The organism is Amycolatopsis sp. TRM77291, assembly GCF_054166285.1.
Genome location: NZ_JBSZHF010000001.1, coordinates 5,678,092 through 5,703,170, shown reverse-complemented (window position 1 = coordinate 5,703,170; position 25,079 = coordinate 5,678,092). Strand labels below are relative to the sequence as shown.

18 protein-coding genes are annotated in these 25,079 nt (G+C 69.4%); 9 read left to right on the top strand and 9 right to left on the bottom strand.

Features of this window, described 5'->3' with window-relative positions; translation table 11 throughout:
• The 4 genes from ACXIZN_RS26150 to ACXIZN_RS26135 all read right to left on the bottom strand — a co-directional run.
• Positions 1-1,122, bottom strand: a 1,122-nt coding sequence (locus ACXIZN_RS26150; RefSeq protein WP_457957466.1) for a GNAT family N-acetyltransferase, incomplete at its 3' end; no start/stop codon positions are given.
• A gap of 31 nt (positions 1,123-1,153) precedes the next feature.
• On the bottom strand, positions 1,154-2,854 hold the full coding sequence (locus ACXIZN_RS26145; protein WP_457957464.1) for an ABC transporter ATP-binding protein: 1,701 nt from the start codon (positions 2,852-2,854) through the stop codon (positions 1,154-1,156).
• Positions 2,851-4,605, bottom strand: coding sequence for an ABC transporter ATP-binding protein (locus tag ACXIZN_RS26140; RefSeq protein ID WP_457957462.1), 1,755 nt, complete (start codon positions 4,603-4,605; stop codon positions 2,851-2,853). Before ACXIZN_RS26140 ends, ACXIZN_RS26145 begins: the two co-directional genes overlap by 4 nt.
• The gene (locus tag ACXIZN_RS26135; protein WP_457957460.1) at positions 4,602-5,504 is read right to left on the bottom strand and encodes an alpha/beta hydrolase; all 903 of its coding nucleotides are present in this window, start codon (positions 5,502-5,504) and stop codon (positions 4,602-4,604) included. Before ACXIZN_RS26135 ends, ACXIZN_RS26140 begins: the two co-directional genes overlap by 4 nt.
• A 96-nt stretch (positions 5,505-5,600) precedes the next feature.
• Here ACXIZN_RS26135 and ACXIZN_RS26130 point away from each other — a divergent pair, with 96 nt between their 5' ends.
• The 5 genes from ACXIZN_RS26130 to fxsT all read left to right on the top strand — a co-directional run bounded on the left by ACXIZN_RS26130 (position 5,601) and on the right by fxsT (position 14,992).
• Positions 5,601-6,635 (top strand): PucR family transcriptional regulator, encoded by a 1,035-nt coding sequence (locus tag ACXIZN_RS26130; protein ID WP_457957458.1) that lies wholly within the window; start codon positions 5,601-5,603, stop codon positions 6,633-6,635.
• 172 nt (positions 6,636-6,807) lie between these two features.
• The gene (locus ACXIZN_RS26125; RefSeq protein ID WP_126733912.1) at positions 6,808-7,524 is read left to right on the top strand and encodes a S1 family peptidase; all 717 of its coding nucleotides are present in this window, start codon (positions 6,808-6,810) and stop codon (positions 7,522-7,524) included.
• A gap of 170 nt (positions 7,525-7,694) precedes the next feature.
• On the top strand, positions 7,695-9,506 hold the full coding sequence (locus ACXIZN_RS26120; RefSeq protein ID WP_457957456.1) for a VMAP-C domain-containing protein: 1,812 nt from the start codon (positions 7,695-7,697) through the stop codon (positions 9,504-9,506).
• Between the two features lie 13 nt (positions 9,507-9,519).
• Entirely contained in the window at positions 9,520-10,602 is a 1,083-nt protein-coding gene (locus ACXIZN_RS26115; RefSeq protein WP_257488799.1) for an AAA family ATPase, read from the top strand.
• Between the two features lies 1 nt (position 10,603).
• Positions 10,604-14,992: an FxSxx-COOH system tetratricopeptide repeat protein gene (gene fxsT / locus ACXIZN_RS26110; protein ID WP_457957455.1), complete on the top strand. Its 4,389-nt coding sequence runs from the start codon at positions 10,604-10,606 to the stop codon at positions 14,990-14,992.
• A 1-nt stretch (position 14,993) separates the two neighbouring features.
• Here the strand turns inward: fxsT and ACXIZN_RS26105 are convergent, their stop codons facing one another.
• From ACXIZN_RS26105 to ACXIZN_RS26095, 3 genes are read right to left on the bottom strand one after another with little or no spacing between them, the layout of a single operon-like run.
• On the bottom strand, positions 14,994-16,811 hold the full coding sequence (locus ACXIZN_RS26105) for an aKG-HExxH-type peptide beta-hydroxylase (RefSeq protein ID WP_457957453.1): 1,818 nt from the start codon (positions 16,809-16,811) through the stop codon (positions 14,994-14,996).
• On the bottom strand, positions 16,811-17,026 hold the full coding sequence (locus ACXIZN_RS26100) for a hypothetical protein (protein ID WP_457957451.1): 216 nt from the start codon (positions 17,024-17,026) through the stop codon (positions 16,811-16,813). The genes ACXIZN_RS26105 and ACXIZN_RS26100 overlap by 1 nt, the downstream gene beginning before the upstream one ends.
• 60 nt (positions 17,027-17,086) lie before the next feature.
• Positions 17,087-17,800, bottom strand: a complete 714-nt coding sequence (locus ACXIZN_RS26095) for a Crp/Fnr family transcriptional regulator (protein ID WP_457957449.1) — start codon at positions 17,798-17,800, stop codon at positions 17,087-17,089.
• Positions 17,801-18,003: 203 nt separating this feature from the next.
• Between ACXIZN_RS26095 and ACXIZN_RS26090 the strand changes: the two genes are divergently transcribed.
• The gene (locus ACXIZN_RS26090; RefSeq protein WP_457957448.1) at positions 18,004-18,417 is read left to right on the top strand and encodes a hypothetical protein; all 414 of its coding nucleotides are present in this window, start codon (positions 18,004-18,006) and stop codon (positions 18,415-18,417) included.
• Positions 18,418-18,737: 320 nt separating this feature from the next.
• A complete protein-coding gene (locus ACXIZN_RS26085; protein WP_457957446.1) occupies positions 18,738-21,269 on the top strand; it encodes a phosphocholine-specific phospholipase C in 2,532 nt (843 codons plus the stop codon).
• Between the two features lie 16 nt (positions 21,270-21,285).
• Here the strand turns inward: ACXIZN_RS26085 and ACXIZN_RS26080 are convergent, their stop codons facing one another.
• On the bottom strand, positions 21,286-21,792 hold the full coding sequence (locus tag ACXIZN_RS26080) for a MarR family winged helix-turn-helix transcriptional regulator (protein ID WP_034313605.1): 507 nt from the start codon (positions 21,790-21,792) through the stop codon (positions 21,286-21,288).
• Positions 21,793-21,885: 93 nt separating this feature from the next.
• Here ACXIZN_RS26080 and ACXIZN_RS26075 point away from each other — a divergent pair, with 93 nt between their 5' ends.
• Entirely contained in the window at positions 21,886-22,791 is a 906-nt protein-coding gene (locus ACXIZN_RS26075; RefSeq protein WP_457957444.1) for an EamA family transporter, read from the top strand.
• Between the two features lie 157 nt (positions 22,792-22,948).
• Positions 22,949-23,707, top strand: a complete 759-nt coding sequence (locus ACXIZN_RS26070) for a PE-PGRS family protein (RefSeq protein ID WP_457957442.1) — start codon at positions 22,949-22,951, stop codon at positions 23,705-23,707.
• Positions 23,708-23,749: 42 nt separating this feature from the next.
• On the opposite strand, the gene ACXIZN_RS26065 is transcribed toward ACXIZN_RS26070, so the two are convergent.
• A complete protein-coding gene (locus ACXIZN_RS26065; RefSeq protein ID WP_457957441.1) occupies positions 23,750-24,967 on the bottom strand; it encodes a cytochrome P450 in 1,218 nt (405 codons plus the stop codon).
• Between the last annotated feature and the right edge of the window lie 112 nt (positions 24,968-25,079).

Below are 25,079 nucleotides of genomic sequence, written 5' to 3'. Positions count from 1 at the left end.
GGCGGGGGGGGGGGGGCCCGGCCCGCGCCCGGCCCGCACGAGCAGGCTCGGGGCGGTGCCACCGAGATAGATCGAGCCCAGGTCGCTCACGTCCAGGGACAGGTCGGGGTCGGCGCCGGTCGGGACGCAGTCCGCCTCACCACCCCGGACGGTGAGCAGGTACCGGCCGCGTTCGCCGAGCGCCGGGTCGTCGACGTCGAGGACGAGCTCGCCGTCGGTGGACCAGCCGCGTGCGGTGAGCGCGCGGGGCACGTCCAACAGCCGCACCCAGAGCCAGTCCGTGTCGCCGCCGACTTCGCCGGCGCGGAAGTCTTCGAGCTGCCACCGCAGCGGATGGTCTGGCGGGCAGTGTTTGAACACGACCTCGGTGATCAGGTCGTGTCCGAGCGCGAACCGGGCGAGCTCCGTCGACACCTCGTCGTCGACGGCGATGGTCTCGTCGACCGTCAGCGTGCTGGGCTCGGTGAGCGAGTACGAGGCGTACCCGTCCGGCACGCCGTCGGCGTCGCGGTGCAGGGCGATGTAGCGCGATGCCCGGGAGATCGGCGGCTGCCCGGCGCCCAAGGACCACCAGCGGTGCGGCCGCGACAGCGCGCCGGGCCGGGCGCGGCGATACCGGTCGTAGATCTCCTCCAGGAGCTCGCCGCACTCGGCCCGGCGCAGCACCTCGATCGAGCCACCGGCCGTCCCGACGGCGAGGGCGGCCCGATGACGCGGCACCGTCAGACGCCGGGTGTAGGTCGCCGGGCCGTAGCCGAACCGCCGGTAGATCAGCGCTTCCGACGCCAGCAGGACCGAGATGGACTCGCCCCGTTCCCGGAATTCGGCGAGCTGATGCCGCATCATGGCGCTGAGCACCCCGCGCCGCCGGTGCGAGGGCAGGACGCCGACGGCGGTCACCCCGGCGACCGGGACGACGACCTCACCGGGCAGCGTGAGCTCGAAGGTGTACGCGGCGGCCGTGCCGACGGGCCGCCCGTCCCCGGTCACCGCGAGCAGGCCGCGGTCCAGTTCGAGCGCGGACCAGGTCTCGCCGGCGGTGTCCGGGAACCGGGCGAACGCGGTGAACATGGTGTCGACGAAGACGTCGCGGTCCTCGGCGGTCGTGGAACGGATCTTCATCGGCCCAGTGCATTGCCGTTCCCGCGTGGCGTCAAGCGATTTGCAGGTCGAGGAACCCGGCGTACCGGCCACCGAGCCGGACCAGCGCGTCGTGATCCCCTTCCTCCACGATCCGGCCACCGTCGAGGAAGACCACGTGATCGGCCCGCTCGACGGTCCGCAGCCGATGCGCCACCATCACCACGGTCCGGCCCGCCATGAGCCGCTCGATGCCTTCGTGGACGGCCGTCTCGTTGACCGGGTCCAGCGCCGACGTCACCTCGTCGAGCACCACGATCGGCGCGTCCTTCAGCAGCGCACGCGCGATCGAGACCCGCTGACGTTCCCCGCCGGACAGCAGCGCACCGCCCTCGCCGACATGTGCGGACCAGCCGCCGGGCAGCCGTTCGATCACCTCGTCCAGCCGGGCCGCCGTCACGGCGGCGCGCACCTCGGCGTCGTCGGCGTCCGGACGGCCGAGCCGGATGTTCTCCTCGATCGTGCCGTCGAAGAGGTGGACGTCCTGGAAGACGATCGCGATCCGCGACATCAGGTCCTCGGTGCCCATCGCACGGACGTCGACGCCGCCGACTCGGATCGCCCCCGAATCCACGTCGTGGAACCGCGCGAGCAATTGCAGCACCGTGCTCTTCCCGGCTCCCGAAGGGCCGACGACGGCGAGCTTCCTTCCTTCGTGGACGGTCAGCGAAAGCCCGTCGAGCACCCTGCGGCCGCCGCGGGTGAAGACGACGGACTCGAACTCGAGATCGTGCCGCTCCGGCCGGACGGGGTCGGGCGGTTCCGGCAGTGGTTCGGTCCGCAGCAGCGCGTCGAGCCTCGTCAGCACCGAACGCGCGCCGCGGAGCTTGCCGCCGATGTCGGTCAGCGAAAGCAACGGATCCGCGCAGCGGGCGGCCAGGACGAGGATCGTCAGCACCTCGGGCGCGCCGATAGCGCCGCCGAGCGCGAGGAACGCACCCAGCACCAGCAGGCCGGTGAACATCGCCTGCACCGTGAACGTCAGCCCCACGACACCGGGCAGCGCCGAAAGCGTGGACCGGCGATTCGCCCGCTGAAGATCCCGCAGCGAGTCGTCGAGCAGCCGGAATCGTTCCGCGGCCCGTCCGCCCGCGCGCAGCACCGGCTGCGCCTGCAGATATTCGATGACCCGCCCGGTGGCTTCGTTCCCGCGTTCCGCGGCCTCTTCGTCGGCGGCGGCCATCGAACGGCCGGTCCAGACCTGGATGGCCGCCACGACCGGTGCCGCGATCAGCGTGGCCAGCCCCAGCCGCCAGTCGAAGACGAGGATCACGAACACGATCGTCAGCGGGGTGACGCACGCGGCGATGAACGGCGCCAGCAGATGCGCGATCACGCCCATCGCCTGCAGCACCCCGGGTCCGGCCAGCGACGACACCTCACCGACCCGTTTCCCGCCGTACCAGCCCATCGGCAGCCGGGCGAGATGGTCGCCGAGCCGGTGGTACATCCCGCGCAGCAACGTCGTCCCGGCGCGGAAGCCGGAGAGATCGGCGCGGTACCGCAGGATCGCGAACACCGAGAAGGCCGCGCCGAACGCGATCAGCCACGGGACGGCGTCGCCCGGAGTGCTTCCGAGCAGCGCCCGCAGCAAGGGGACCAGGAACGCGTAGGACAGGCCTTCGACGATCGCGGTCGCCGTCATCAGTGCCACGGTGCGCCGTACCGGCGGGGCGTGGTCGGGTCCGAGGACGCTCAGCAACATCCGGATCATCGAGGTTCCCCCAGTGGTTCGGCGGAGCGGTGCGACCGCCAGAAGGCGGCGAACTTCCCGTTCCGTGCCAGCAGATCCGCGGGTTTCCCGCGTTCGGTGATGGTGCCGTTCTCCAGCAGGACCACGGTGTCGGCGTCGACGACCGTCTCCAGCCGGTGCGCGATGACCAGGACCGTCCGGTCGGCCCGTGACGTCGCCAGCGCCCGGCGCACGGCCAGTTCGGTCTGCGGGTCGGCGAACGAGGTCGCTTCGTCGAGCACCAGGACGGGTGTGTCGGCGAGCAGCGCACGGGCCAGCGAGATCCGCTGCGCCTCGCCACCCGACAGCCCGGTTTCCTCGTGCAGCACCGTTTCGTAGCCGTGCGGCAGTTCGAGGATCCGGTCGTGGATATGCGCGAGCCGGGCGGCGCGAACGACGTCTTCGCGATCGGCGTGCGGCACGGCGAGCGCGATGTTGTCCGCGACCGACGCGCGCAGCAGGCGGACGTCCTGGAACACGAAGGAGACCTTGCGGTACAGCTCCCGGCTGCCGATCTCACGCAGATCGGCGCCGCCCAGCAGCACGGAACCCTCCGCCGGGTCGAAGAACCGCGGCAGTAAAGTGACCAAAGTGGACTTTCCGCCGCCGGACGGCCCGACGAGGGCGGTGACCGTGCCGGGTTCGAGCACCAGATCGATCCCGCGCAGGACCTCGCGGTCGGCCTCGTAGCCGAACCGGACGCCGCGCAGTTCCACGCGGTGCCCCTGCGGCGCCACGGGATCCGGCGGTTCCGGCAGCGATGGCACCCCGAGCACTTCGCGGATCCGGCCGGTCGCGCGACGGGCAGCCTGGAGTTCGTCGAAGCCGTGGCCGAGCGAGGCCACGGGTGCGGTCAAGCCCAGACCGAGGACCAGGAACGGCAGGAGATCCACCGGGGCGAGGCCGCCGCCGGTGATCAGGAGCGTGCCGCCGATCAGGACCATCAGCAGGACGAACGGCGGCGACAGCGCCAGCTGCATTCCCGCCGCCGGCCCGGCCATGCCGTGCACCCACCGGGTGAAGGTGGCGACGAAGGCGTCCGCCGCGGTGCGGAACCTGCGATGGGCGCGGCCCGCGCCGCCGAACGCCTTGACCACGGCGATGCCCTGGACGAACTCGACGACCGAGTCCGAGATCCCCGCCATTCCCCGGTCGAACTCCTCCTGCTCGCGCAGCCGGGAAGGCGTCATCATCAGCGGGACCATGGCCACCGCCAGCACCACCGGGATCAGCGTGATCAGGGTGAGCCGCCAGTCGATGGTGAGCAGGTAGACCAGCGACACCAGCGGGACGACGAAGGCCGACACGAGCTCGCCGGGGGTGTGGGCGATGAACGGGTGCACGGCGCCGACGTCCTCGCCGACCACCTTGGCCAGTTCACCGGTGCGGCGGTTCGAGAACCAGCCGATCGGCACGCGCCCCAGGCGTTCGGCCAGCAGGCGGCGGAACGTGAGCTGGACTCGGCCGTCGAGCAGATGCCCGATCCCGGACGACGCGGCCGTGAGCACCAGCCGGACGAACATCCCGGCCGCGCCCAGGATCACCGCGGTCCAGACCCGGCTTTCGTCGACGGGGCCGGGCGTCAGCAGCGCCCTGCCCAGCTCGACGACCGCGAGCAGCGGCGCCAACCCCGAGATGGCGCCGATGATCTGAAGGACGACCACCGCGGCGAAACTCCCGGTGAACGGGCGCAGCAACCGGGCCGTGGTGGGTGGCGCTGTGGGGGCTGTCATGACGAGGCCAGCGCGCGGCGCAGGACGCCGCCGAGTTCGTCGATCTGGCGGCGGGACACCTCGGCGGAGAGGATGGCCTGCGACCCGTGGAAGGTGCCCGCCCACTGGTGCAGCTCGACCGAAACCCCCGCCTGCAGCAGCCGGAGCGCGTACTCGATGTTCTCATCGCGATTGGGGCAGAACTCGGCGGAGGCCACGTACGCGGGCGGCAGCCCGGAGAGATCCGTGGCCCGCGAAGGGGCGGCATACGGCGAAGGCGCGGGCTTCCCGTCCAGGTAGTGCCCCCACGCGGCGGTGATCTTGGCGCGGTTCATCCACGGCGTGTCGGTGAAGTTCCGCGCCGACCACGACTTCTGCCGGTCGTCGAGCCCCGGCTGGTTGAGCAGCTGGAAGCAGATCGTCGGGCCGCCTTCGTCACGGGCCCGCAGTGCCGTCGCCGCCGCGAGCCCGCCGCCCGCGCTGTGCCCGCCGATCGCGATCCGGTCGGGGTCGACGCCGAGTTCGGCCGCGTGGTCCGCCGTCCAGTTCAGCACGGCGTAGACGTCGTCGAACGCGGCCGGGAACGGGTTTTCCGGTGCCAGCCGGTACGCGACCGAGATCACCGTCGCGCCGGAGGCTTCGGCGAGCCGCGCCGCCCAAGGATGTTCGGTCTCCAGGTCGCCCATCACCCAGCCGCCGCCGTGCAGCCAGATAACGGCGCCCTGTGCCTCGCGCGGCCGGTAGATCCGGATCGGAACGCCGGGTTCACCGGGCACCGTCCGGTCTTCGACGTCCATGCCCGACGTGTCGGGCTGCGGCACGGACGTGGCCAGCTTCGCGAAGCTCACGCGGTCCGCGACCGGGTCGTCGAGTTTCGCCTTCGGGAAGAGGGCGATGAAGGCTTCGAGTTCGGGATCCATGACCACGATCCTTCCGGCTCGGCGGCGGGAAGGCGGCCGCCATCCGTCGCGTGTGATCGCCCCTTCGCGCGACGATCGCCGCGTACGCTCGCGGGCATGGAGGCACTGGCCGCGCGGTTGTCGCATCTGGATCCCGACGTCGAGGGCGCGATCCGGGTCGTGATGTTCTACGACACCCTGATGCGGCGGCGGGTCGACCTCCCCGCGCTCGCCCGCGCCACCGCGGGGCTGGCGGAATGCGTGGCGGGTATCCGGCTCCACAGCACGGGACGCACCCTCCGCATGGCGCCCGACGGCCGCGAAGCCGCCCCGGCTTCCGCGCCGGCGCCCATCTCGTTGGCGATCACGCTCGACGAGGAGGAGATCGGCAGGGTGTGGCTGGAACGCGAGGGAGCGCCCGTCGCCCTCGACGAAGCGGTGCTGGACCGGCTCGCGATCGCCGTGGCGACGGTCGTCGAACGGTACGGGCCCGCCCGCACCACCATGGCCGATCCGGCGCTGGTGGAACTCGTGATCAGCTCTGCCAGTGACGACGCCGCCAGGAACCGGGCGTTGCGGCTGCTGGGTTTCCCCGCCGACGCGCCGATCCGGGTGGTCGCCGTCCGGTCGGGGCTCCCGCTCGAAAAGGTCGGGAGCCTGATCTGCCCCGGCCGCCCGGTGAAGGCCGCGTCCCTCACCGACGTCGGCATCATCCTCGCCACCGCGGTGGATCCGGAGCGCTTCCCGGAGGACGTGCGAGCGGGGATCGGGGAGGCCGAGTGCCCGCATCGGTCCTGGCACGACGCGAGGACTGCGTTGCGGTTCACGACCGCGCGCCGTCCGGTGATCCACTACGGCGAACTCGGAGCGCTGGCCCTGCTCGCGCGGATCCCGGAGGAGGACTCGCGGGCCAACGTCGACGTCGTCGCGATCTCGAAGCTGGCGGCGGATCCCGAGGACCTGCGGACGCTGGACGCCTACTGCGCCACGGGTTCGGTCCGCCAGGCCGCGGATTCCCTTCACCTGCACCACAGCAGCGTCGCGCGCAGGCTGACCCAGATCGGCAAGTGCCTGGCCATCGACCTCACCGATCCACTCGGGCTGACCCGCGCGAGGCTCGCCCTCACCGCGTGGCGGCTGCTCGGCGAGTGACTACCTAATGATCTTCGCCGGGTACTCAAAGATCACCACCGTCCGTCATGGAAATAAATAGGTAGCCCGCGCGAACTTTCGTCGGTTTCCGGGTTCCCTTGGCACGACACAGAATCAGCGCGTTCGTCCCCACTGAAGCGGCCGGAACCCCGCCGCAGAAATGAGTCGGAACATGCGACTGCGCTCTCTTGTCCTGCTCGCCGGCACCGCCTTCATGGCGTTGCTCGGCTCGACCGCTCCCGCCGCGACCGCCGCTGAGCCCTCGGGCGTGCAGCCGATGATCATCGGCGGTCAGTACGCGCAGAACGCTCCCTGGGCGGCCCGGCTGTTCGTGAACGGCCAGCAGAACTGCAGCGCGACGATCATCGCGCCGCAGTACATCCTCACCGCTAAGCACTGTGTCGCCAGCAGTGGCAGCTACACGTTCCGGATCGGCAGCCTCGACCAGCAGAGCGGCGGCACCATGGCCACCGCGGCGAGCATCACCCGGCACTCGGGCGCGGACCTCGCCGTCGTCCGGCTGACCAGCTCGGTCAACGCCACCTACGCGCCGCTCGGCACCACGAGCAACGTCGCGGTCGGCCAGAACGTCCAGGTCTACGGCTGGGGCGCGACCAGCCAGTGCGGCTCGGAGATCAACTGCCAGTCTCGTTACCTGAAGGTCGCCACCGTACGGGTCAATTCGGTCAACTGCAGCGATTACAACGGCGGCGTCGCGGTCTGCGCGAACCGCGTCGACGGCATCACCGCGGGCGGGGACTCCGGCGGCCCGATGTTCTCCGGCGGCCGCCAGGTCGGCGTCGCCTCGACCAGCGACCGGTCGAACAACACCGCCTACACCAACATCACCCGGTACCGCAGCTGGATCCAGCAGATCGCCGGCGTCTGACCCGCTCGTGAGTGGTAAGGACGGTTAGAACCGTCCTTACCACTCACGAGGCCTAGCACCTTCCGCCACCCTCCTATTTGTCAAGTGACACTCACCCTCCAGGCCGATCGACGCGATAATGTGGCGGTCGGCGCCGGTGGGTCGGCGCCACGGACCTTGGGAGGGGGCCAGTGGCGCGACCGACGCGGGCTCTCGACCGCACGATCGTCGTAGTGGACGTCGTGGGGTTCACCGCGCCGGACCGCAACCGGCTCGACAGGCTCGCCGTGCACCAAGGCATGTACGAAGTGCTGAAGACGGCTTTCGCCGAAAGCGGTATCGATTTCGATTCCTGCGCGCACGAAGACCGCGGAGACGGCGTACTGGTCCTTCTTCCGCCCGGAACGACGAAAAGCCTGGTCGCCGATCTGCTGCCGGATCGCATCGCGGTCGCCCTCCGCCGGTACAACCACACGCGGACGCCGCAGGCTCAGATGCGGCTCCGGGTGAGCCTCAACTCCGGTGAGGTGATCGACGACGGCAACGGGTGGGTCGGGGAAGCGGTCGACATCGCCTTCCGCATTCTGGACGCGCAACAGGCGAAGGACGCGTTCGCGGACTCCGGCCGAATGATCGCGTTCATCTGTTCGCAGCGTTTTTTCGCCGACGTCATCGAAAACGACCCGGGCCTGTTGCCCGAGTCGTACAATCCGATACCCGTTTCGGTGAAGACCTTCACCGGAACGGCTTATCTGCGGCTGCACGGAGAAATCACCGTACCGGTCGCCAAATCGCCCGATCCGGCGGTGGTGGCCGCCGAAGACCTGTTCCTGGCGGACCTGGACAGCGCCGTTCTCGATTTGATCCCCCGTAAGGATCTGGCCGGCCTGCACCGGCGGCTGACCGGGCTGGAAGTCCCCCATCTGGCGGTCATGGTGAGCCGTGCGCTCGGTCCCGCGGTCCCGTTGCCCCGGCTGGACGGCGTCACCGACGCGTGGGGCGCATTCCAGCTGCTCGCCGACTTCAACGCGGGGCCGGACGGTGTGCCGCCCGCCATCACTTTCCTCGGCCTGCTCGCGGAAAACGTGGTGGGCGAGCCCGCGGCCATGATCGCGAACTGGATCGGCGATCAGGCCCGCTCGCTGCGGCTCGGCCCCGCCCTCGTGCACCAGCGGCAGAGCAGGCCGCCGATTCCGGAGCGGCCGCATCTGCATCTGATGATCATGCTCGAACCGGTTTCCGGGGATCCGACGCGCTGCACGCTCGCGTTCTGGCGGCAGGACGATCCGGAGGTCTGGCCGCCGTCGCTCGGCGGAGTCCGCGAAATCGGGATGGACGAGGTCGAGTTCAGGGTCGACGACGTCATCTTGGAGACTGAAGGCGTCTGGTCCGGCCAGAGCATGTCGGCGTCGGTGGAATTCCTGCTGCCGAGGACGTTGATCAATTTGCCCGTGCAGCGCTGGGCGAAGGAACATGAGACCGGCCATCCCCAGCCGTTGCGCTACGGGTACCGGCTCGGAATACGGTCGTTGGAGAGGATGCGGGCGAGGCATTGGCATCGCGCATGGCATGTTCGCTGGGATTCGATGGTGAAGGACCCCGCCCCCGACCGGCTGCACTATTCCGGGTGCGCGGAGTTCGAGGATCACCCGATCGACGCCATCCTCAGCGACGAGCACTGGGTGGGCCTGGTTTTGGCGAAACCGCCGTCGCCCCAAGCGGAACCGGGTGGCGCGCCGGACGAACTGACGAGCGCGCTCCGCAGCGGGCTTCCGGTGGTGCTCTGGCATCCGGACGCCGAACCGGAGAACCTGCGCGAGTTGCTCGACTGGGTATTGGCCGCGGACAGCGGTTTTATCGAACTCCCGGATCGCCGCAAACTGGCGAATTCGGGTGCGGCGGTACCGTTCAAGAATTCTCTGGCTCACGATCTGGTGGTAATGTGGGACGACCCGAAACGTGTGATCGTTCTGGACCAGCCGTTGATCCCGACTCGACTGTAAGGGGACGCCGCGGATGAGCGGGAACGATCAGGACGCGGCCGTGAACGGCCGGACGCCGCAGATCGATGCACCCGATTGGTGGATCTACCGGGGCACCGGCAGGCCCATTCACGACATCGATCTCGCGCAGCTGCTGCCCGCGCCGCCGCCGTGGCGTTCGTACCGCGGTGATCCGCCACCGGAGAACGACGTGCCGCCGCCGGACGACGGCGAGGCGGAGCGCCGTCTCGGCACCGCGTTCACGCTTTCGGAGCTGACCGTCGACGCCGGCCAGCTGAACATGGTCAACGCCGCCCTGTACCTGCGCCGTCCGTTGCTGGTCACCGGAAACCCCGGGACCGGCAAGTCCAGTCTCGCGTACCGGATCGCCAGGGAACTCGGCCTCGGCCGGGTGCTGCGCTGGGCGATCACCAGCAACACCGCGCTGAGTTCCGGGCTGTACGGCTACGACGCGATCGGCCGCGTCCAGGCCGCGGCGACCAGTCAGGCGCAGCGCGGCGGCGAGACGGAAGAGCCGCCGATCGGCGACTTCGTCCGCCTCGGCCCGCTGGGCACCGCTTTTCTCCCGAGCAGGCTGCCGCGGGTACTGCTGATCGACGAGCTGGACAAATCCGAAGCGGATCTGCCCAACGATCTGCTGTCGGTCTTCGAAGACGGCGAATTCTCCATCGACGAATTGGCGCGCGTGCGCAACCGGCACCCCGAAGTCACCGTGCACACCGCGGACCCGCAGCGCACCGCCGTGGTCCGGGACGGCCGGATCGCCTGCCACGCCTTCCCGATCGTCATCATGACCAGCAACGGGGAACGCGAGTTCCCGCCCGCCTTTCTGCGCCGCTGCCTGCAATTGCGGATCGAGAACCCGGACGAGGAGCAGCTCGCGGCGATCGTGGCGGGTCATCTCGTCGGCGAGAACGGCGAGCACCGGGACAGGCTCATCCGGGAATTCGCCGAACGGAGCAAGGCGGAAGGCGGTCTCCCCACCGACAGGCTGCTCGACGCCGTCTATCTGGCGACGTCCGGCGCGTACCAGCCCGATCAGGAGGCATGGCCGCGGCTGGTGGACGCCCTCTGGCAACGACTGACGGTGCGGTGACGTGGACGGGCCGGGCGGTGTGTCCGACTCGCGTTCCGCCCCGGTGGCGGAACGGCGGAAGACCGGTTCCCCCCAAGGGGTCAAGCCGTTCGGGTTCGAGGACCTGAGCTGGACGGACGTGGCCGACATCGTGTGGCTGGCCGCGGCCATTACGCCGCGGCGGGCCGCGGAGGGAGCCGATCCAGCCGAGGAACCGGAGGAGCCTCCTGAGAAACGGCGGATCCGCAACGCGCCCGCCGAGCGCGGGGATAGCCCGGAACCCCCGGAGCCGCGGCCGTCCCGGGGCGCCGAAGCCGGAACGCCCGCCGAGGACGAAGGCCAGGTCGTCACGATCGAGGCCGTACCCGGTGAGCTGCCCGAACCCGCGGTGGACGGCACCGGGCCGGGGGGAGTGGTACTCCTCGAATCGCTGGAGTACTTCCGCGCGTTGAGATCGCTGAAACGGGAGACGGTGTCGCGGCGACACAACAACGTGGTCCTGGACGAAGTGGCGACCGCCGTCCGGGTCGCGGAGACCGGCCGGTGGTGGCCGGTCACCCGATCGAGAAAAGAGCGCTGGCTCGACCTGACACTCGTCCTCGACAACGGTCCCTCGATGGCGTTGTGGCGGCCGAGGGTGTCGGCGTTCGTCGAATTGCTCCGGCAGGCGGGCGCTTTCCGCACCGTTCAGGTCCGGCTGCTGGAAACCGCGAAGGACAACGAGGACGGCCTCGTTCTCCGTGGTGGCACACCCGGCGCGCCCGCCCGCGACCCGGACGAGATCCTGGATTCCTCGGGGCGGCGTGCCGTCCTGCTGCTGACCGACGGTGTCGGCGATGCCTGGCAGCACAAGGACGCGCTGTACCCCATGCTGGCGCGCTGGGGCAGGAGGATGCCGGTGAGCATCGTCCACCTGCTCCCGCCGTGGCTGTGGGGCCGGTGCGGGATGGACCCGCACAAGGCGCGGTTACGCGTCCCGAACGCGTTGGCCCCCAACAGCCGTTGGGATTACGACCTCGCGGACGCCTGGCTCGAACCCGGCTCGAAGGTGCCCGGCCATCTCGTCCCGGTGCCGGTGCTCGAATTGCGGCCGCGGTCGCTGGGCTGGTGGGCCGGACTGATGATCGGTGAAAACGCCAGCGCCGAAGGAACGGTCGTCCTCGCCACGGAACGGGTTTCCCGGCCCGCGATCGCCGCCTCGCCGGTGACTTTGTCACCCGCCGAAAGAGTGCACAGATTCCGCAGTGTTGCGTCGCCGCCGGCGCTACGCTTGGCGCAGTTGCTCGCGGCGGTACCGGTCCGTCTCGACGTGGCGAAGCTGGTGGGACAACGGTTCGTACCGGAAGCGGGAGTGGAGCACCTCCTCGAACTTTTACTGTCGGGGATGATGTACGCTCCCGCACTCAGGGAGGGCGAGTCCACTTGGGACACCGACGGGGTCTTCGCTTTTCCCGAGGCGGTCCGGGAATTGCTGCTCAGTGGCGCACGACGGTCGGAAACGGCCAGTGTCGTCCGAGTGGCCGCCACCCATTTCGGTGACCGGATCAGGTTGCTCGGTCACCTCCGGGACGCCATCGCCGACCCGAACAACACACCGGATCCAGACCTCGACCGCGAGCCACCGGCCGATGTGGAACTGGAAAGCGTGGTCATGCGCGCGCTTTCCGGGCCGTACCTGTCGCGGGCCGACCGGCTACGGAACGCGGTACGAGGCCGGGGTTTCGCCGCATTCGAATCTGAATCACTAAAGAAGGCTGTGAGCACACAAATGCCCGAGACGGTCGAACGTCAACCTGCTTCGACACCTGTGCCACAGGGACGCTCGACTCATCTCGGCGAGCCCGACGTGAACGAACCGACGACCAGGATCGTCCATCCCTCGGTGGCGGGCAGTTCCCGGAACTTCCCCGACCGCCAGCCCGAAGACCCGCCGCTGGTCTTCGGGAACGTTCCCCCGCGCAATCCCAACTTCACCGGTCGCGACGAACTGCTCGACCAGCTCACCAAGCGATTGAGCAGCGGTACCACCGCCGTGCTCCCTTCGGCGCTGCACGGTCTCGGCGGTATCGGCAAGACCCAGATGGCCACCGAGTACATCTACCGGCACCTCCATGACTACGACCTCGTCTGGTGGATCGACGCCGCGCACACGACCCAGATCCGCGCCGGCCTCACCGAACTCGCCACGATGCTCGGCCTGCAGGGCGCGGCCGAGGCCAGCGTCGCGGTCCCGGCGGTCATCGAGGCGCTCCGGACCGGACGGCCGTTCCGCCGCTGGCTCCTGGTCTTCGACGCCGCGGAGAGCCCGGACACCGTGCTGCCGTTCTTCCCGCGCAACGGTCCGGGCGAAATCCTGATCACCTCGCGGAATTCCGACTGGGCGGGCATCGCGCGCCCGCTGGAACTGGCGGTGTTCAAACGCGAGGAAAGCGTCGAGCTGCTCGGCCGCCGCGGTCCGGAGATCGACCCGGCCGACGCCGACGAACTCGCCGAAAAGCTCGGCGATCTGCCGTTGGCCGTGGAACAGGCGGCGGCCTGGCGCGCGGTGACCGGGATGCCGGTGCAGGAGTATCTCCGCCTGTTCGACGAGTCGGTCGAGGAAATCCTCGACACCGCCTCGGCCCCCGACAACGAGGTGTCCGTCGCCGCGGCCTGGAACGTTTCGTTCGAGGAGTTGAAGACCCGCAACCCGGCTGCGCACCAGATCCTGCACATCTGCGCCTTCTTCTCGCCGGAGCCGATTTCGCGTGATCTGCTCACCGGGGTCAACCGGGTGTCGATCTCCCCTGAGCTCGACGCGGCCCTGCGCGATCCGATCAAGCTCGCGCGGGCCATCCGGGACATCAACCGGTACGGCCTCGCGAAGATCGACCACGGCAACAACACCCTCCAGCTGCACCGGCTCGTCCAGCTGGTCCTGCGCAACCGGGTCATGGCCCGGCAGGTGCACGCGCGGATGCAGCACGGTGCCCATCAGCTGCTGGCCGCGCTGGATCCGAACGACCCCGAGTCGAGCAGGCACTGGGCGCGCTACCGCGAACTGCTGCCGCACGCCTACGCGGCGAACGTGCTGGACTGCGACGACGACTGGCCGCGTCAGCTCTACATCAACCTGATGCGCTACCTGTTCGAGTACGGCGACCACGAGGAGGCCGCCCGGCTCGGTCTCGAAGCGCGGAAGCGGTTCACCGAAGCCCTCGGCCCCACCCATCCGCAGACTCTCGAAGTCTCGTCGAGGCTGGGGCTCTATCTGTGGGCGATCGGCCGGTACTCCGAAGCCGCGGAACTCAATCAGCGCACTCTCGCGCTGCGCCTTCAGGTGTCCGGTGAGGAGAACGAAGAGACGTTCGCACTCCAGCGGAACATCACGATCGACCTGCGGGCGCAGGGCGACTTCGCGGCGGCGACCGAACTGAGCGAAGAGGTCTACCAGAAGTCCAAGCGCATGTTCGGTGAGGACGACCCGGAGACGCTCAACGCCGCGTACCAGCATGCCATCAGTCTCCGGTTGTCCGGCGCCTACCGCGCCGCCGCGGAACTGGACCAGGACACCCTCCGGCGCCGGATCGAGGTCCTCGGCCGTGATCACGTCCGCACCTTCAGCGTCAACGCTTCCTTGATCGTGGACCTGCGCGAGGCGGGAGACTACGGCCAGGCCCGGGTGCAGCAGGAAAGGCTCACGGAGAACTTCCACGCGCGCTTCGGCCTGGACCAGCTGGACAGCTCGACCCATTCGTTCCTGCTCGCCGTGACCCGGCGCAAGGACGGCGACCATGCGGGCGCGCTCAGCTTGTCCACGGAAGCCCTCAAGAGATTCCGGCTCGCCTACGGTGACGACCACTCCGTCACGATGGGCTGTGCACTCGCCCATTCGCTCGATCTTCGTCACTCGGGTGACTTGGCCGCGGCCAAGCGGCTCGGCGAGGAGACCTTCGAGCGATTCCGGAGCGGGCTCGGCGAGCATCACCCGCACACCCTCGTCGCCAATGTCGACCTGGCGGTCACCTTGCGGCTCATGGGCGACGTCGAGGGCGCCCGCATCCTCGACGAGCGCGCCCTCGAGCAGTTTCGGGCCGGCATCGGCCCGGACCACCCGTACGCCGTCGCCGCCACGATCAACCTGGCGAGTGATCTGGCGGCGCTGGGTGAGCTCGACCGGGCGGTCGAACTGGGCCGGGACGCGGTGGAGCGCGGTAGGCAGGTACTGGGCGAAGATCATCCGACGGTACTGGCGGCGTCCTTCAATCTCGGACTGGACCTGGCCGCGCTCGGCCGGCCGGACGAGGCGGCACCGTTCCGTGACCCGATCCTGGTGCGGTACCGGCGGGTCCTCGGCGAGGCCCACCCCGGCACGCAGGCGGCGGGCAGGGGGGCCCGCGCCAACTGCGACATCGACCCGATCCTGATGTGAGTCAGCCCGGTACGAGTTGCCCGATCCAGGCGGCGAGCTGTTCCACGGTCGGTGGCCGTGGAACGGCTCGCAAGGGCCGATGCACGGCCCGGACGAGTTCGGGGCAGTGCAGCAGGGCGCGGGCGGCGGGATGCGGGCCTCGGGCGGCGAGCGCGAGGCCCAAGCCGACCAGGGAGTTCGGCCGGTCGGGATCCGTGGCGAGTTCCCGCCGGTAGGCCTGGATCGCTTCGAGGAAGTCGCCCGCGGTGTAGGCGAAATCGGCGGCGGTGGCGCCGGGTACCGCTGGCGGTCGTCCGTCCGGCGACGGCGATGTGCCGCCGACGGCGAGCCGGATCAGATCCGTTCTGGCGTGGGACCAGGCTCCGTCCGGTACCGGCGTCGGGGGAAGGTCCGGGGCGTCGAGGGTGATCGGCGGCCTCGGTCTTCCGGCGAGCCAAGCCGCCGCCAGCTCGGTGACCACGGACGGGTCCGGTCGCAGGTGGCGGACCCGCCAGCCGGCGAGGTGATCCCGGCCGGCGGCCGCGGCCAGTTCGCCGGCCTCCGCCGGTACGGGTTCGGCCTGCCAGGGGCCGAGGCGTTCGGCGATGTCGTCGAGGAACCGGCGTCCGGCGTCGGTCAAGGTCGAGTCCTCGCGCAGGACCCGCAGGGTGCGCCACGTCTGCTCACGCCAGAACGCGAACTCGAAGCCGGAGCGCCGAGGGCATTCACCGGCTTGTGCCAGTGCGCGCCAGAACGCGGTGACCCCGAAGAACGCGTAGACCCCTTGCAGGGCACCGCTCACGGGCCGTGGATCATCCCGCCAGGTCACGTAGATCCGTTCACCGGGATCAGGCTCGTACAACTCGACCAGATGCAGCAGCCCGCCGAGCACGATGTGCTGGAACTCGTGGATCAAGGTCTCCGCGAGGGACGCGCCGTCGGCGGGCAGGCCGACCACCGCGCTGCCGAACGCCTCCCCGGTCGACGCGCTCGGATTCCGGAAGAGCACCTGGGGTTTCGGCACCAAGGAGGCGAGCCCCACGGGCATGATGCGGGCCAGGCCGGGGAGATGGGCGGCGATCAGGCGGCACGCTTCGTCGATCAGCCGCTGCCAATCCGCCAATTCCTTGTCCGGCAGCCTTTCCGGCGGGATCGGTTCGTAAAGCCCGCGGTAGGGATCAAGGTCGTCCAGCCAGAGCGTGAACCGGTGCGCGCCGACCTGGCTCCGGACTCGACGGATTCCCCACCAGCCCGGGGCGTCGGTGTCGGGTGAGCCGGGCAGGCGGACCGTCGTTTCGGCGTTCGAGACGAGGTAGCGGCCTTTCTCGCCGCGCACGATGGCTGAGGAAAACGCCGCGGTACCGGGAAATCTCGCCATGCCGAGGGAAGGGAGCATGGCGTTGCCGTGCCAGACCGGGATGGCCGTTTCGAAGTCGAGCTCCGCCCGGATCGCCGCGGCCGCCGCGATCGCGTGCGCGTGGCCCAGATGCATCCACAAAGGACCGACGCCGTCGATTCCGTTGCGCAGCAGGCGAGTCGTGTAACCCGCCCAGCTTCCGGTGTACGGGTTGGTGAGCATCCGGTTCACCGCGCGAGGTGCTCGTGCTTCGGCACGTGCGAGGAGTTCCCAGGCGGAATCCAGCGGGGGCAAGGGACCCGAATGGCCCGGTGTCTTCGTGGCCTCGGTCAGCAACGCGTGGATCAGCAGTTTGCGACGGCTTCGCTCGGCCCGCCGCAACCGCCGGGCCATGTCCTCGTCGCCGTCGAGGCGCGCCAGCGCGTCGAAGTCCCGCCATGACAACCGGTGGAACGCGGGGCGAGCCTCGGCGGGCGGCGGCATCAGTCGATGCGCTCGCCGCCCCCGGTGGTATTGCTTCTGTAGCGTGCGTGGAGACGTCGGGTGCGTTCGACGACGTGGAGCGCGGACTGGCGGAAGGCTTCGTCGTCCAGCTCCCGTAGCGCGGTGAAGGAGACCGCGTCGAGATCGATCAACGCCGATTCGATGTCCGGTTCGGTGCTTGCCGAGAAAGAACTCATCGTGCCGATTCCCTCCACCCCGTGAAACGGTTGCGAGAGTTGAACCTCGACAAGGATAGCCGAGATTTCCGTGCCTGATCAGGCCTCGGCGGGCGGTGGTGGCCGTCCGGCCGCCAATTCCCGTAACGCGCGAGGACGGGTGATCGTGACGCGCTGGCGCGCGGTGCGCACGACACCCAGCCGCCGGAGTTCTTCGAGGCCCCGGATCAGGGTGCTGCGCGAGACACGCGCGAAGCCCGCCAGTTCCCCTTGGTTGAACCGGAGATCGACCTGGTGCCCGTCCGTCCAGTCGACGGCGTGCTGCAGCGCGAGCTCTAGGAGGACCGCGGCGAGGCGTTGCGGGAAGTCCGGCCCGCCCGCTTCGAGCCGCAGCCTGTCGGATTGTTGCAGCCGGATCGCCGCGGTACGGAAGATCTCTTCGGCGATCCGCGGCCGGTCTCGCAGGACCGCGAGGAATTTCTCCCTCGGCACGACGAGGGTGCGCACCTCGTCGATCGCCGACATGGTGGCGGACCGGGGGAGCCCGCTGATCGGGGCCAGCTCGCCCACGATCTCCGCGGGGCCGCGGGCGGCGAGCGGCGCGTCCTCGCCGCGATAATTGGTGGCGCTGATCTTCACCCAGCCGTGGAGGACGACGAACATACTGGTGGGCGGACTGCCCTGGAGGGCGAGGATCTGGCCGGGCCGCCACACCTTCACGTGGCCCGCGCGCCGGAGCGCGGACTGCTCCGCGGGCGTCAATCGGCCCCAGGTTCCGAAGCCCGCGTGGTCACCCGTTGCGGAACCGGTCATCCTGGCCCTCCGGATCGCGGGGGGCCGGATTCGCGCTTTGGTCCAAATTCGCGCTGTGTTCCATTTGACGCATCAGCCACTCCCCCGACTCGTCAGCATGGTCAGTGGGCAGAACGACCCGGAAGTTTCGCACCGCAAGCGGTAATTGTGCCAGGCACGGGGTGACTTCACCAGGCCTCGGGCAGGCGACGGGGGAGGACGTCATGCGCAGCGCCGAAAGTGTCATGAAACGGCCGAAGGATCACCGGCGTGAACCGGCCGTACCGAATCCGCGGACGCCCAAGGCGTTCGGCCGGAGACCGGCCTTCTTCGCGCCGCATCCGCCGCTGATGTCCGGCGGGTGGTATCAGGGCGACGACCACGAGGTCGTCGGCCCGGGGCGGTATCCGGTTCCGCGTCCGCCCGCCAAATCGGTGAAGGTGGCGTTGTCGTGGGTGCTCTTCCTCGGCCCTTTGGGATTTTGTTATGTGTCACCCGTCGGTGGGTTGATCGCGACGGCGGCTTCGATCACGGCGATCACCTTCGGCGGGTTCGCGTTGATGGCCGTGATCTGGCCTGTCGTCATGGTGCTCGCGGTGGCGGCGCTGTCCGGCCGTCCGGACGGCGACACGAAATGACGTCCGCCCGGTTCCGGGCCGGATGAAACCGGGTGGGGGACGCTCAAGGGGGGCGGCCCCCACCGCGGTTTCCGGTCGATCACCCGTGACTGGACGGACGACACCTGTGTCTGGACGGACGACACGCGTGTCGTCCGGTCACGTCACTTCGGGCACCGGAGCCACCATCCGAAAGTCGCGTTCTGTTGGTCCGATCATGCGGCCCGCGGGCGGAACCCTTGAACCGGTCAGGCACCTATGCTTCTATCTGCTCGATAGTCGCCGAAAAGGTGCAGTTTCGAACACCGTGGACCGGTTGAACGCCATTCCGGGAGGGCTCCGTGCGCCGTCGTACCTTGCTGAAGGCCGCTGGCGCGGCTTCCGCTTTCACGTTGCTTCCGGCGAGCGTCCGGCAGGCGCTCGCCGCCGAAGCGCCGACGGGCGGGCTCGACGTCATCGAGCACGTCGTGGTGTTCATGCAGGAGAACCGGTCGTTCGACCACTATCTGGGGACGCTGCGCGGCGTACGGGGTTTCGCTGATCCGGCGGCGATCAAACTGCCTTCCGGCGCGTCGGTCTTCGAGCAGCCGGACGGCGCGGGAACACTGCTGCCGTACGCGATCGACGACCAGTTCATGGCCGACGTCGACCACAGCTGGTCCGGCGGGCACCGGGCGTGGAACAAGGGCCGCCACGACGCGTGGCGCGCGGCCAAGGGTGTCCGCTCGCTGACCTATCACCGGCGTTCGGCGCTGCCGTTCTACCACGAACTCGCCGACGCGTTCACCGTCTGCGACGCCTACCACTGCTCGGAAATGGGGCCGACCAACCCGAACCGGATGTACCTGTTCACCGGGAAACTCGGTTTCGAACCGGACGGCAAGACCCGCGCGATCGGCAACGACGCCTGGCAGAACCCCGGGCACACCGGCTACACCTGGAAGACCTACGCGGAACGGCTCCAGGCCGCGGGCCGGAGTTGGCGGGTGTATCAGGAATGGGACAATTACGGCGACAATTCGCTGGACTATTTCAGCAGTTTCCTCGCCGTCGGCACCAAGGCCTTGTCGAAGGTGAAGGACTCCGCGGGCAAAGCGTTCCCGAAGCTGGAGTACTTCTACTACGCCCTGGATTCGGCCTCGGCTGCCGAACGGACCCGGCTGCTCGACGGATTGGCCGCGGGGGTGGCGACGTTGACCCCGACCGAGCGCGCACTGTACGACCGGGGCCTGGCCAGGGTCGCGCCGAAGCAGTTGCCGTCCGCCTTCAAGGCCGATGTCGACGCGGGCAGGCTGCCGTCGGTGTCGTGGATCGTGGCGCCGGAATCGCAGACCGAGCATCCCGCGTGGGGCCCCAACACCGGGGCCGAGCTGGTGAAGTCGATCCTCGACACGATCGCCTCCAAACCCGGTGTGTGGAACAAGACCCTGTTCCTGCTGACCTACGACGAGGACGGCGGCTTCTTCGACCACATGCCGCCGCCCGCGCCGCCCGCCTCGGCCGACGAGGGCAAGAGTTCTGTGGCCACGACCGACGAATTCGTCTCCGGTGAACCGATCGGGCTTGGGGTGCGGGTGCCGATGTTCGTCATCTCGCCGTGGAGCCGGGGCGGGAAGGTGTGCTCGGAGGTTTTCGACCACACCTCAGTGCTGCGCTTCCTGGAGCAGTGGAGCGGTGTCGCCGAGCCGAACATCTCGCCGTGGCGGCGCACCGTATGCGGCGACCTGACGTCGGCACTGGACACCACGGCGCCGAACGCGACCTACCCGGCGCTGCCCGCACCGGTGCCGACGAGCGGGCCGTGGAACACCCAGCCGCAGCCGCCTTCCGTGCAGAAGCCGCCGGTTCCGGAGACCGGCGTCCGGCCCGCACGGCCCTTGCCCTATCGGCTGACGGTTTCCGGGCGGGTGACGGCCGAGCGGTTCTGGATCGACTTCGCCAGCACCGGGACCGCCGGCGCTCATTTCTACGTCTACGCCAACGCGCACCGGACCGACGGGCCTTGGCGCTACACGCTCGGCGCGAACGCGACGCTCTCGGACTACTGGCAGGTGGGTTCCCCGGACGGCGCGTACGATCTCACCGCGCACGGCCCCAACGGTTTCCTGCGGCGGTTCGCGGGCAACCGGATCACCGCGACCACCGGCGGCGCACCGAATCCGGAAGTCGTGCTGCGGCCGGGATCCGGCGTCGTGTACCTGACGATGACCAACGCGGGCGCCGCGTGCGAGCTGACCGTGCGCACGGGCAACCGGGGTGGCGGACCGTGGACGTACTCGGTCGCTCAAGGTGCGACGGTCGAGGACTGGTTCAGCACCGAAGGCGGCATGGGCGGCTGGTACGACCTGACCGTTCAGGGCCCGGACGGTTTCCTTCGGCGCTTCGCGGGACATGTCGAGACAGGTGCCGAGACCATCAGCGACCCGGTGATGGGTTCCGGGCCGCTCGCCGCCACCGTCCGCTCGGCCGACAGCCAGGAGACCGCGGGCGAATCCGGCGCCACCGCGAACGCCGTCGACGGGAATCCCGCCACCCATTGGCACACCAGGTGGTCCGGCGGGGAAGACCCGCTGCCCCATGAGATCCAGCTCGATCTCGGCGCCGCCCGCACCGTCACGGGCCTGACCTATCTGCCGCGCCAGGACGGTTCCGCCAACGGCCGCGTCGGCGCGTACGAAGTCCATCTGAGCACCGATGGGTCGGCCTGGGGGAGCCCTGTCGCCACGGGTACCTTCGCTGACGACTCCGCCCGTAAGACCCTGCGGTTCTGGCCTGCCCGGGCTCGCTATGTTCGGTTCCGTGCCCTCACCGAGGCGGGCGGGCGCGGCCCGTGGACGTCGGCGGCGGAGGTCGTCCCGCTCGGCTGGACGTAGCGCGGAGGCGCTGAAGTCACTCCAGTGACGTGTCACCGAAGTGTTCGAGCAGCAGTCGCAGCCCGCCGATCAGCTCGGCCCACTGCGCCGGTTTCAGCTCGGGCAGAAGGGCGGCTTCGTTCTCGAGGTGGAGCACGAAGACCTCGTCGACGACTTCGCGGCCCTTGCCGGTCAGCCGGATCTTGACCGAACGGCGGTCGTCGCTGTCCCGCACGCGCTCGACCAGCCCCTTGGCCTCCATGCGGTCGATCCGGTTCGTGATCGCCCCCGAGGTGACCATCGCCGCCTTGAGCAGCGCGCCGGGTGTCAGGCCGTCGGCTTCGCCTGATCGGCGGAGGGTGGTGAGCACGTCGAACTCCCATGATTCCAGGTCGTGCCGGGCGTTGAACTCCTTGAGCTTCCGGTCGAGGATCCGGGAAAGCCGCTGAACCCGGCCGATCACCTCGGCGGGCCAGAGCTTGTCTTCGAGGTCCGGCCGCTCGTGCCGCCACAACGCGATCACCGCGTCCACCGCGTCGGCCATGACGCCCTCCAATCGTCTCAACATTAAGAGACTTGACATTGACAGAAGTCGCTGGTGTTATCTCAACGTTGAGATTATCAGTGAGGAGACATCATGGCGATCATCGCCGAACGGCCTGTCGTTCCGGCCGGGCAGGCGGCCGCGCGGCCGACGCTCCGCGACGCCGGGCTCGCCGCACTGGCTCCGGCCAGCTGGGGCACCGTGTACGTCGTCACCGCGACCCTGCTGCCCCCGGACCGGCCCCTCCTGGCCGCCGTGCTGCGGGCGCTCCCGGCCGGGTTGCTCCTGCTGGCGCTGACCAGGCGGCTCCCGCACGGATCCTGGTGGTGGAAGACGACCGTGCTCGGAATGCTCAACTTCGGCGCCTTCCTGCCGTTGATCTTCTTCGCCGCGTACCGCCTTCCCGGCGGGGTCGCCGCGACCCTCGGCGCACTCCAGCCGCTGCTGGTCGCCCTGCTCGCACTGCCGATGCTCCGCGTCCGGACACCGGTGCCGATCCTGTTCGCCTCGATCGCCGGTGCCGGTGGTGTCGCCCTGCTGACCCTGTCGGCGGAAGCCCGCCTCGACCCGCTCGGCCTGGCCGCCATGCTCGCCGCCGTCGGGCTCATGGCCGTTTCCCTGATCCTGACCAAGAAATGGGGCCGTCCCGGGCATCCGCTGGCGATGACCGGCTGGCAGCTGACCTTGGGCGGCGTCGTCCTGGCCCCGGCGACGCTGCTGTTCGAAGGTCTCCCGGACTCGCTGACGACCACGAACCTGCTCGGCTACGGCTACATCGGCATCGTCACCACCGCGCTGGCCTACCCGCTGTGGTTCCGCGGCATCGACCGCCTCGCCCCGGCGTCGGTCTCCCTGCTGACGCTGACCAACCCCCTCGTCGCCACGGCCGCCGGATTCCTGGTGCTCGGCCAGACCCTCACCGGGTGGCAGCTCACCGGATTCGCCATCGCCCTCACCGCTTTGACGCTCAGCCAGACCCTCGCCCGCCCCAAGAACTGAGGGAGCGATACCCGAAGGTATAGCCGCGCTGCTCCACGCTGGTACGAAAGGGACGCGGTCGCGAACGCAGCGAAGTCTTTTCGCGCCCGATCGTGCACTATCGGCCGGTGAATCACGCATTCCAGACTGGGAGTCCGGCGGAAAACCAGGAGGAATCATGACCGAGACCGTGACCACCCGCAGCTTCGAAGCCGTTGAAGGAGAACAGAAGCAGAAACTCCACGTCCCGGACGACGCGAAGCGTGGCCGGTTCAAATTGCGCGGAGGGCAAGGAGGACACGGCAACGCGGATTCCGGCGGTCCAGGGCACGGGGCCGAAGTCGAGGCGACGGTGCCGGTCAAAGGCGGCGAAACACTGATAGTCCAGGTCGGGAAACAGGCGGGGAGATCCGGCGGTTCCGGATTCACCAACGGCGGGAGAGGCGGCTCCGGGGAAACCGATTCGGGTCGCAACGGCGGCGGAGGAGGCGGATCCAGCGCGGTCTGCCGCGGCTCCGTGCCGTTGCTCGTGGCCGGTGGCGGAGGCGGGGCCGGCGGGGGATCGCTGGTTGCCCGCGGTGGCAATGGCGGCGCGGGTGACGCGAAGCCGCACAACGGCGACAAAGGCGAGCGCGGAACGCTCGGTGTGGGGGGTGACGGCGGAGGCGGCGGAACCGCGAAGGCATCCCAGGGCGACAACGGTCAGGGCGCGCCCGGAGCGTCGACGGCAGGCGGCGGCGGGGGCGGCGGCGCCGGATACGCGGTGCAGGGCGGCGGCGGAGGCGGAGGCGGCAAGTCGGGCACCAACGATTCGGCGGGAGGCGGCGGTGGGGCCGGCGCTTCCTACTACGTCGGGGGCGCGGTCGACGCGTCGATCCGCAAGACCGGTGCGAAGGGGCACGGCAAGGTCGAGGTGCTGGAGTGGCTCAAGAACTGAGCATGATGGCGGCCCTCCCCAGGCAGGGGAGGGCCGTCCGGCCTATTTCGTCCAGGTGACCGGCAGCTCGTGGACGCCGTAGATGTTCATGTCGGTCTTGAGCTTGACCTCGTCGGCCGGGATGGCGAGCGCGAGCGTCGGGAAGCGGCGCAGCAATCCCTCGAAGCCCGCGCGCATCTCGATCCGCGCCAGCTGCTGGCCGAGGCACTGGTGGATGCCGTGCCCGAAGGACAGCAGGCCGCGGGCGTTGCGGTGCAGGTCCAGGGCGTCGGGATGCTCGAACCGGCGCGGATCGCGGTTCGCGGCCAGCAGCGAGATGATGACGGTCGACCCCGCGGGGATCGTTTCGCCGCCGAGTTCCAGGTCTTCCGTGGCATAGCGGAAGAAGATGTCGGCGACGGACAGGTAGCGAAGCATCTCTTCGACGGCACCGGGCATGAGCTCCGCGTCGGCACGCAGTTCGGCCAGCTGCTCAGGGTGCTCCAGCAGCGCGAAAGTGCCCAGCGACAACATGTTCGCGGTGGTCTCGTGGCCCGCGAGCAGCAGCAGGAAAGCGGCTCCAGTCAGCTCCTCGATGGTGAGGTCGTCGTGGCGGCCGAGGTCGGACAGGATGTCGTCGCCGGGCGTCTCGCGCTTACGCGTGACCAGCTCGGTGAGGAAGGTGTTCATCCCGATGAACGCGGCCATCTTCTCCTCCAGCGTCTGGTCCCTGACCATGAGCTGGGCGGAGTCGGCCTGGAAGCTTTCCCTGTCCTCGTACGGGACGCCGAGCAGTTCGCAGATCACCAGCGACGGCACCGGCAGCGCGAACTCCTTGACCAGGTCGATCGGCGGGACCAGCGCGGCCATCGCGTCCAGCTGCCGCTCGGTGATCTCGACGATGTGGTCTTCGAGCTGCTTCATCCGCTTGACGGTGAAAGCGCCGGTGAGCCGCTTGCGCAACCGGCCGTGGTCCGGCGGGTCCATGGCGACGAACATGCCCGGCATCGGCGGGGACGGTTCGGTCGGGGTGGGCATCCCCGGCGTTTCGTACGGGGCGTGGAGGATGCCGATGTCCTGGCGCGAGCTGAACCGGGTGTCGGCCAGCAGCTGCCGGGCCTCGTCGTAGCCGGTGACGAGCCAGCCCTCGTGCCCGTCGGGGAAGATCATGGGGCTCACCGGGCGGGCCTCGCGCAGCCGGGTGATCTCGCTGGGCGGGTCGAAGGGGCCCGCGTCGCGGTCCATCGGGAGACCCTGCGGGACGGGAACCGTCTGAGTCATCGCTTCGCCTTTCGTGGTGGTTGTGCCACCACTGTGCCCGTGAGTACTGACAGCGGGCTGACACGGCGCTGACACAGGTGGTGTCAGCGCCGTGGCGGGGGCGTGTCAGCGC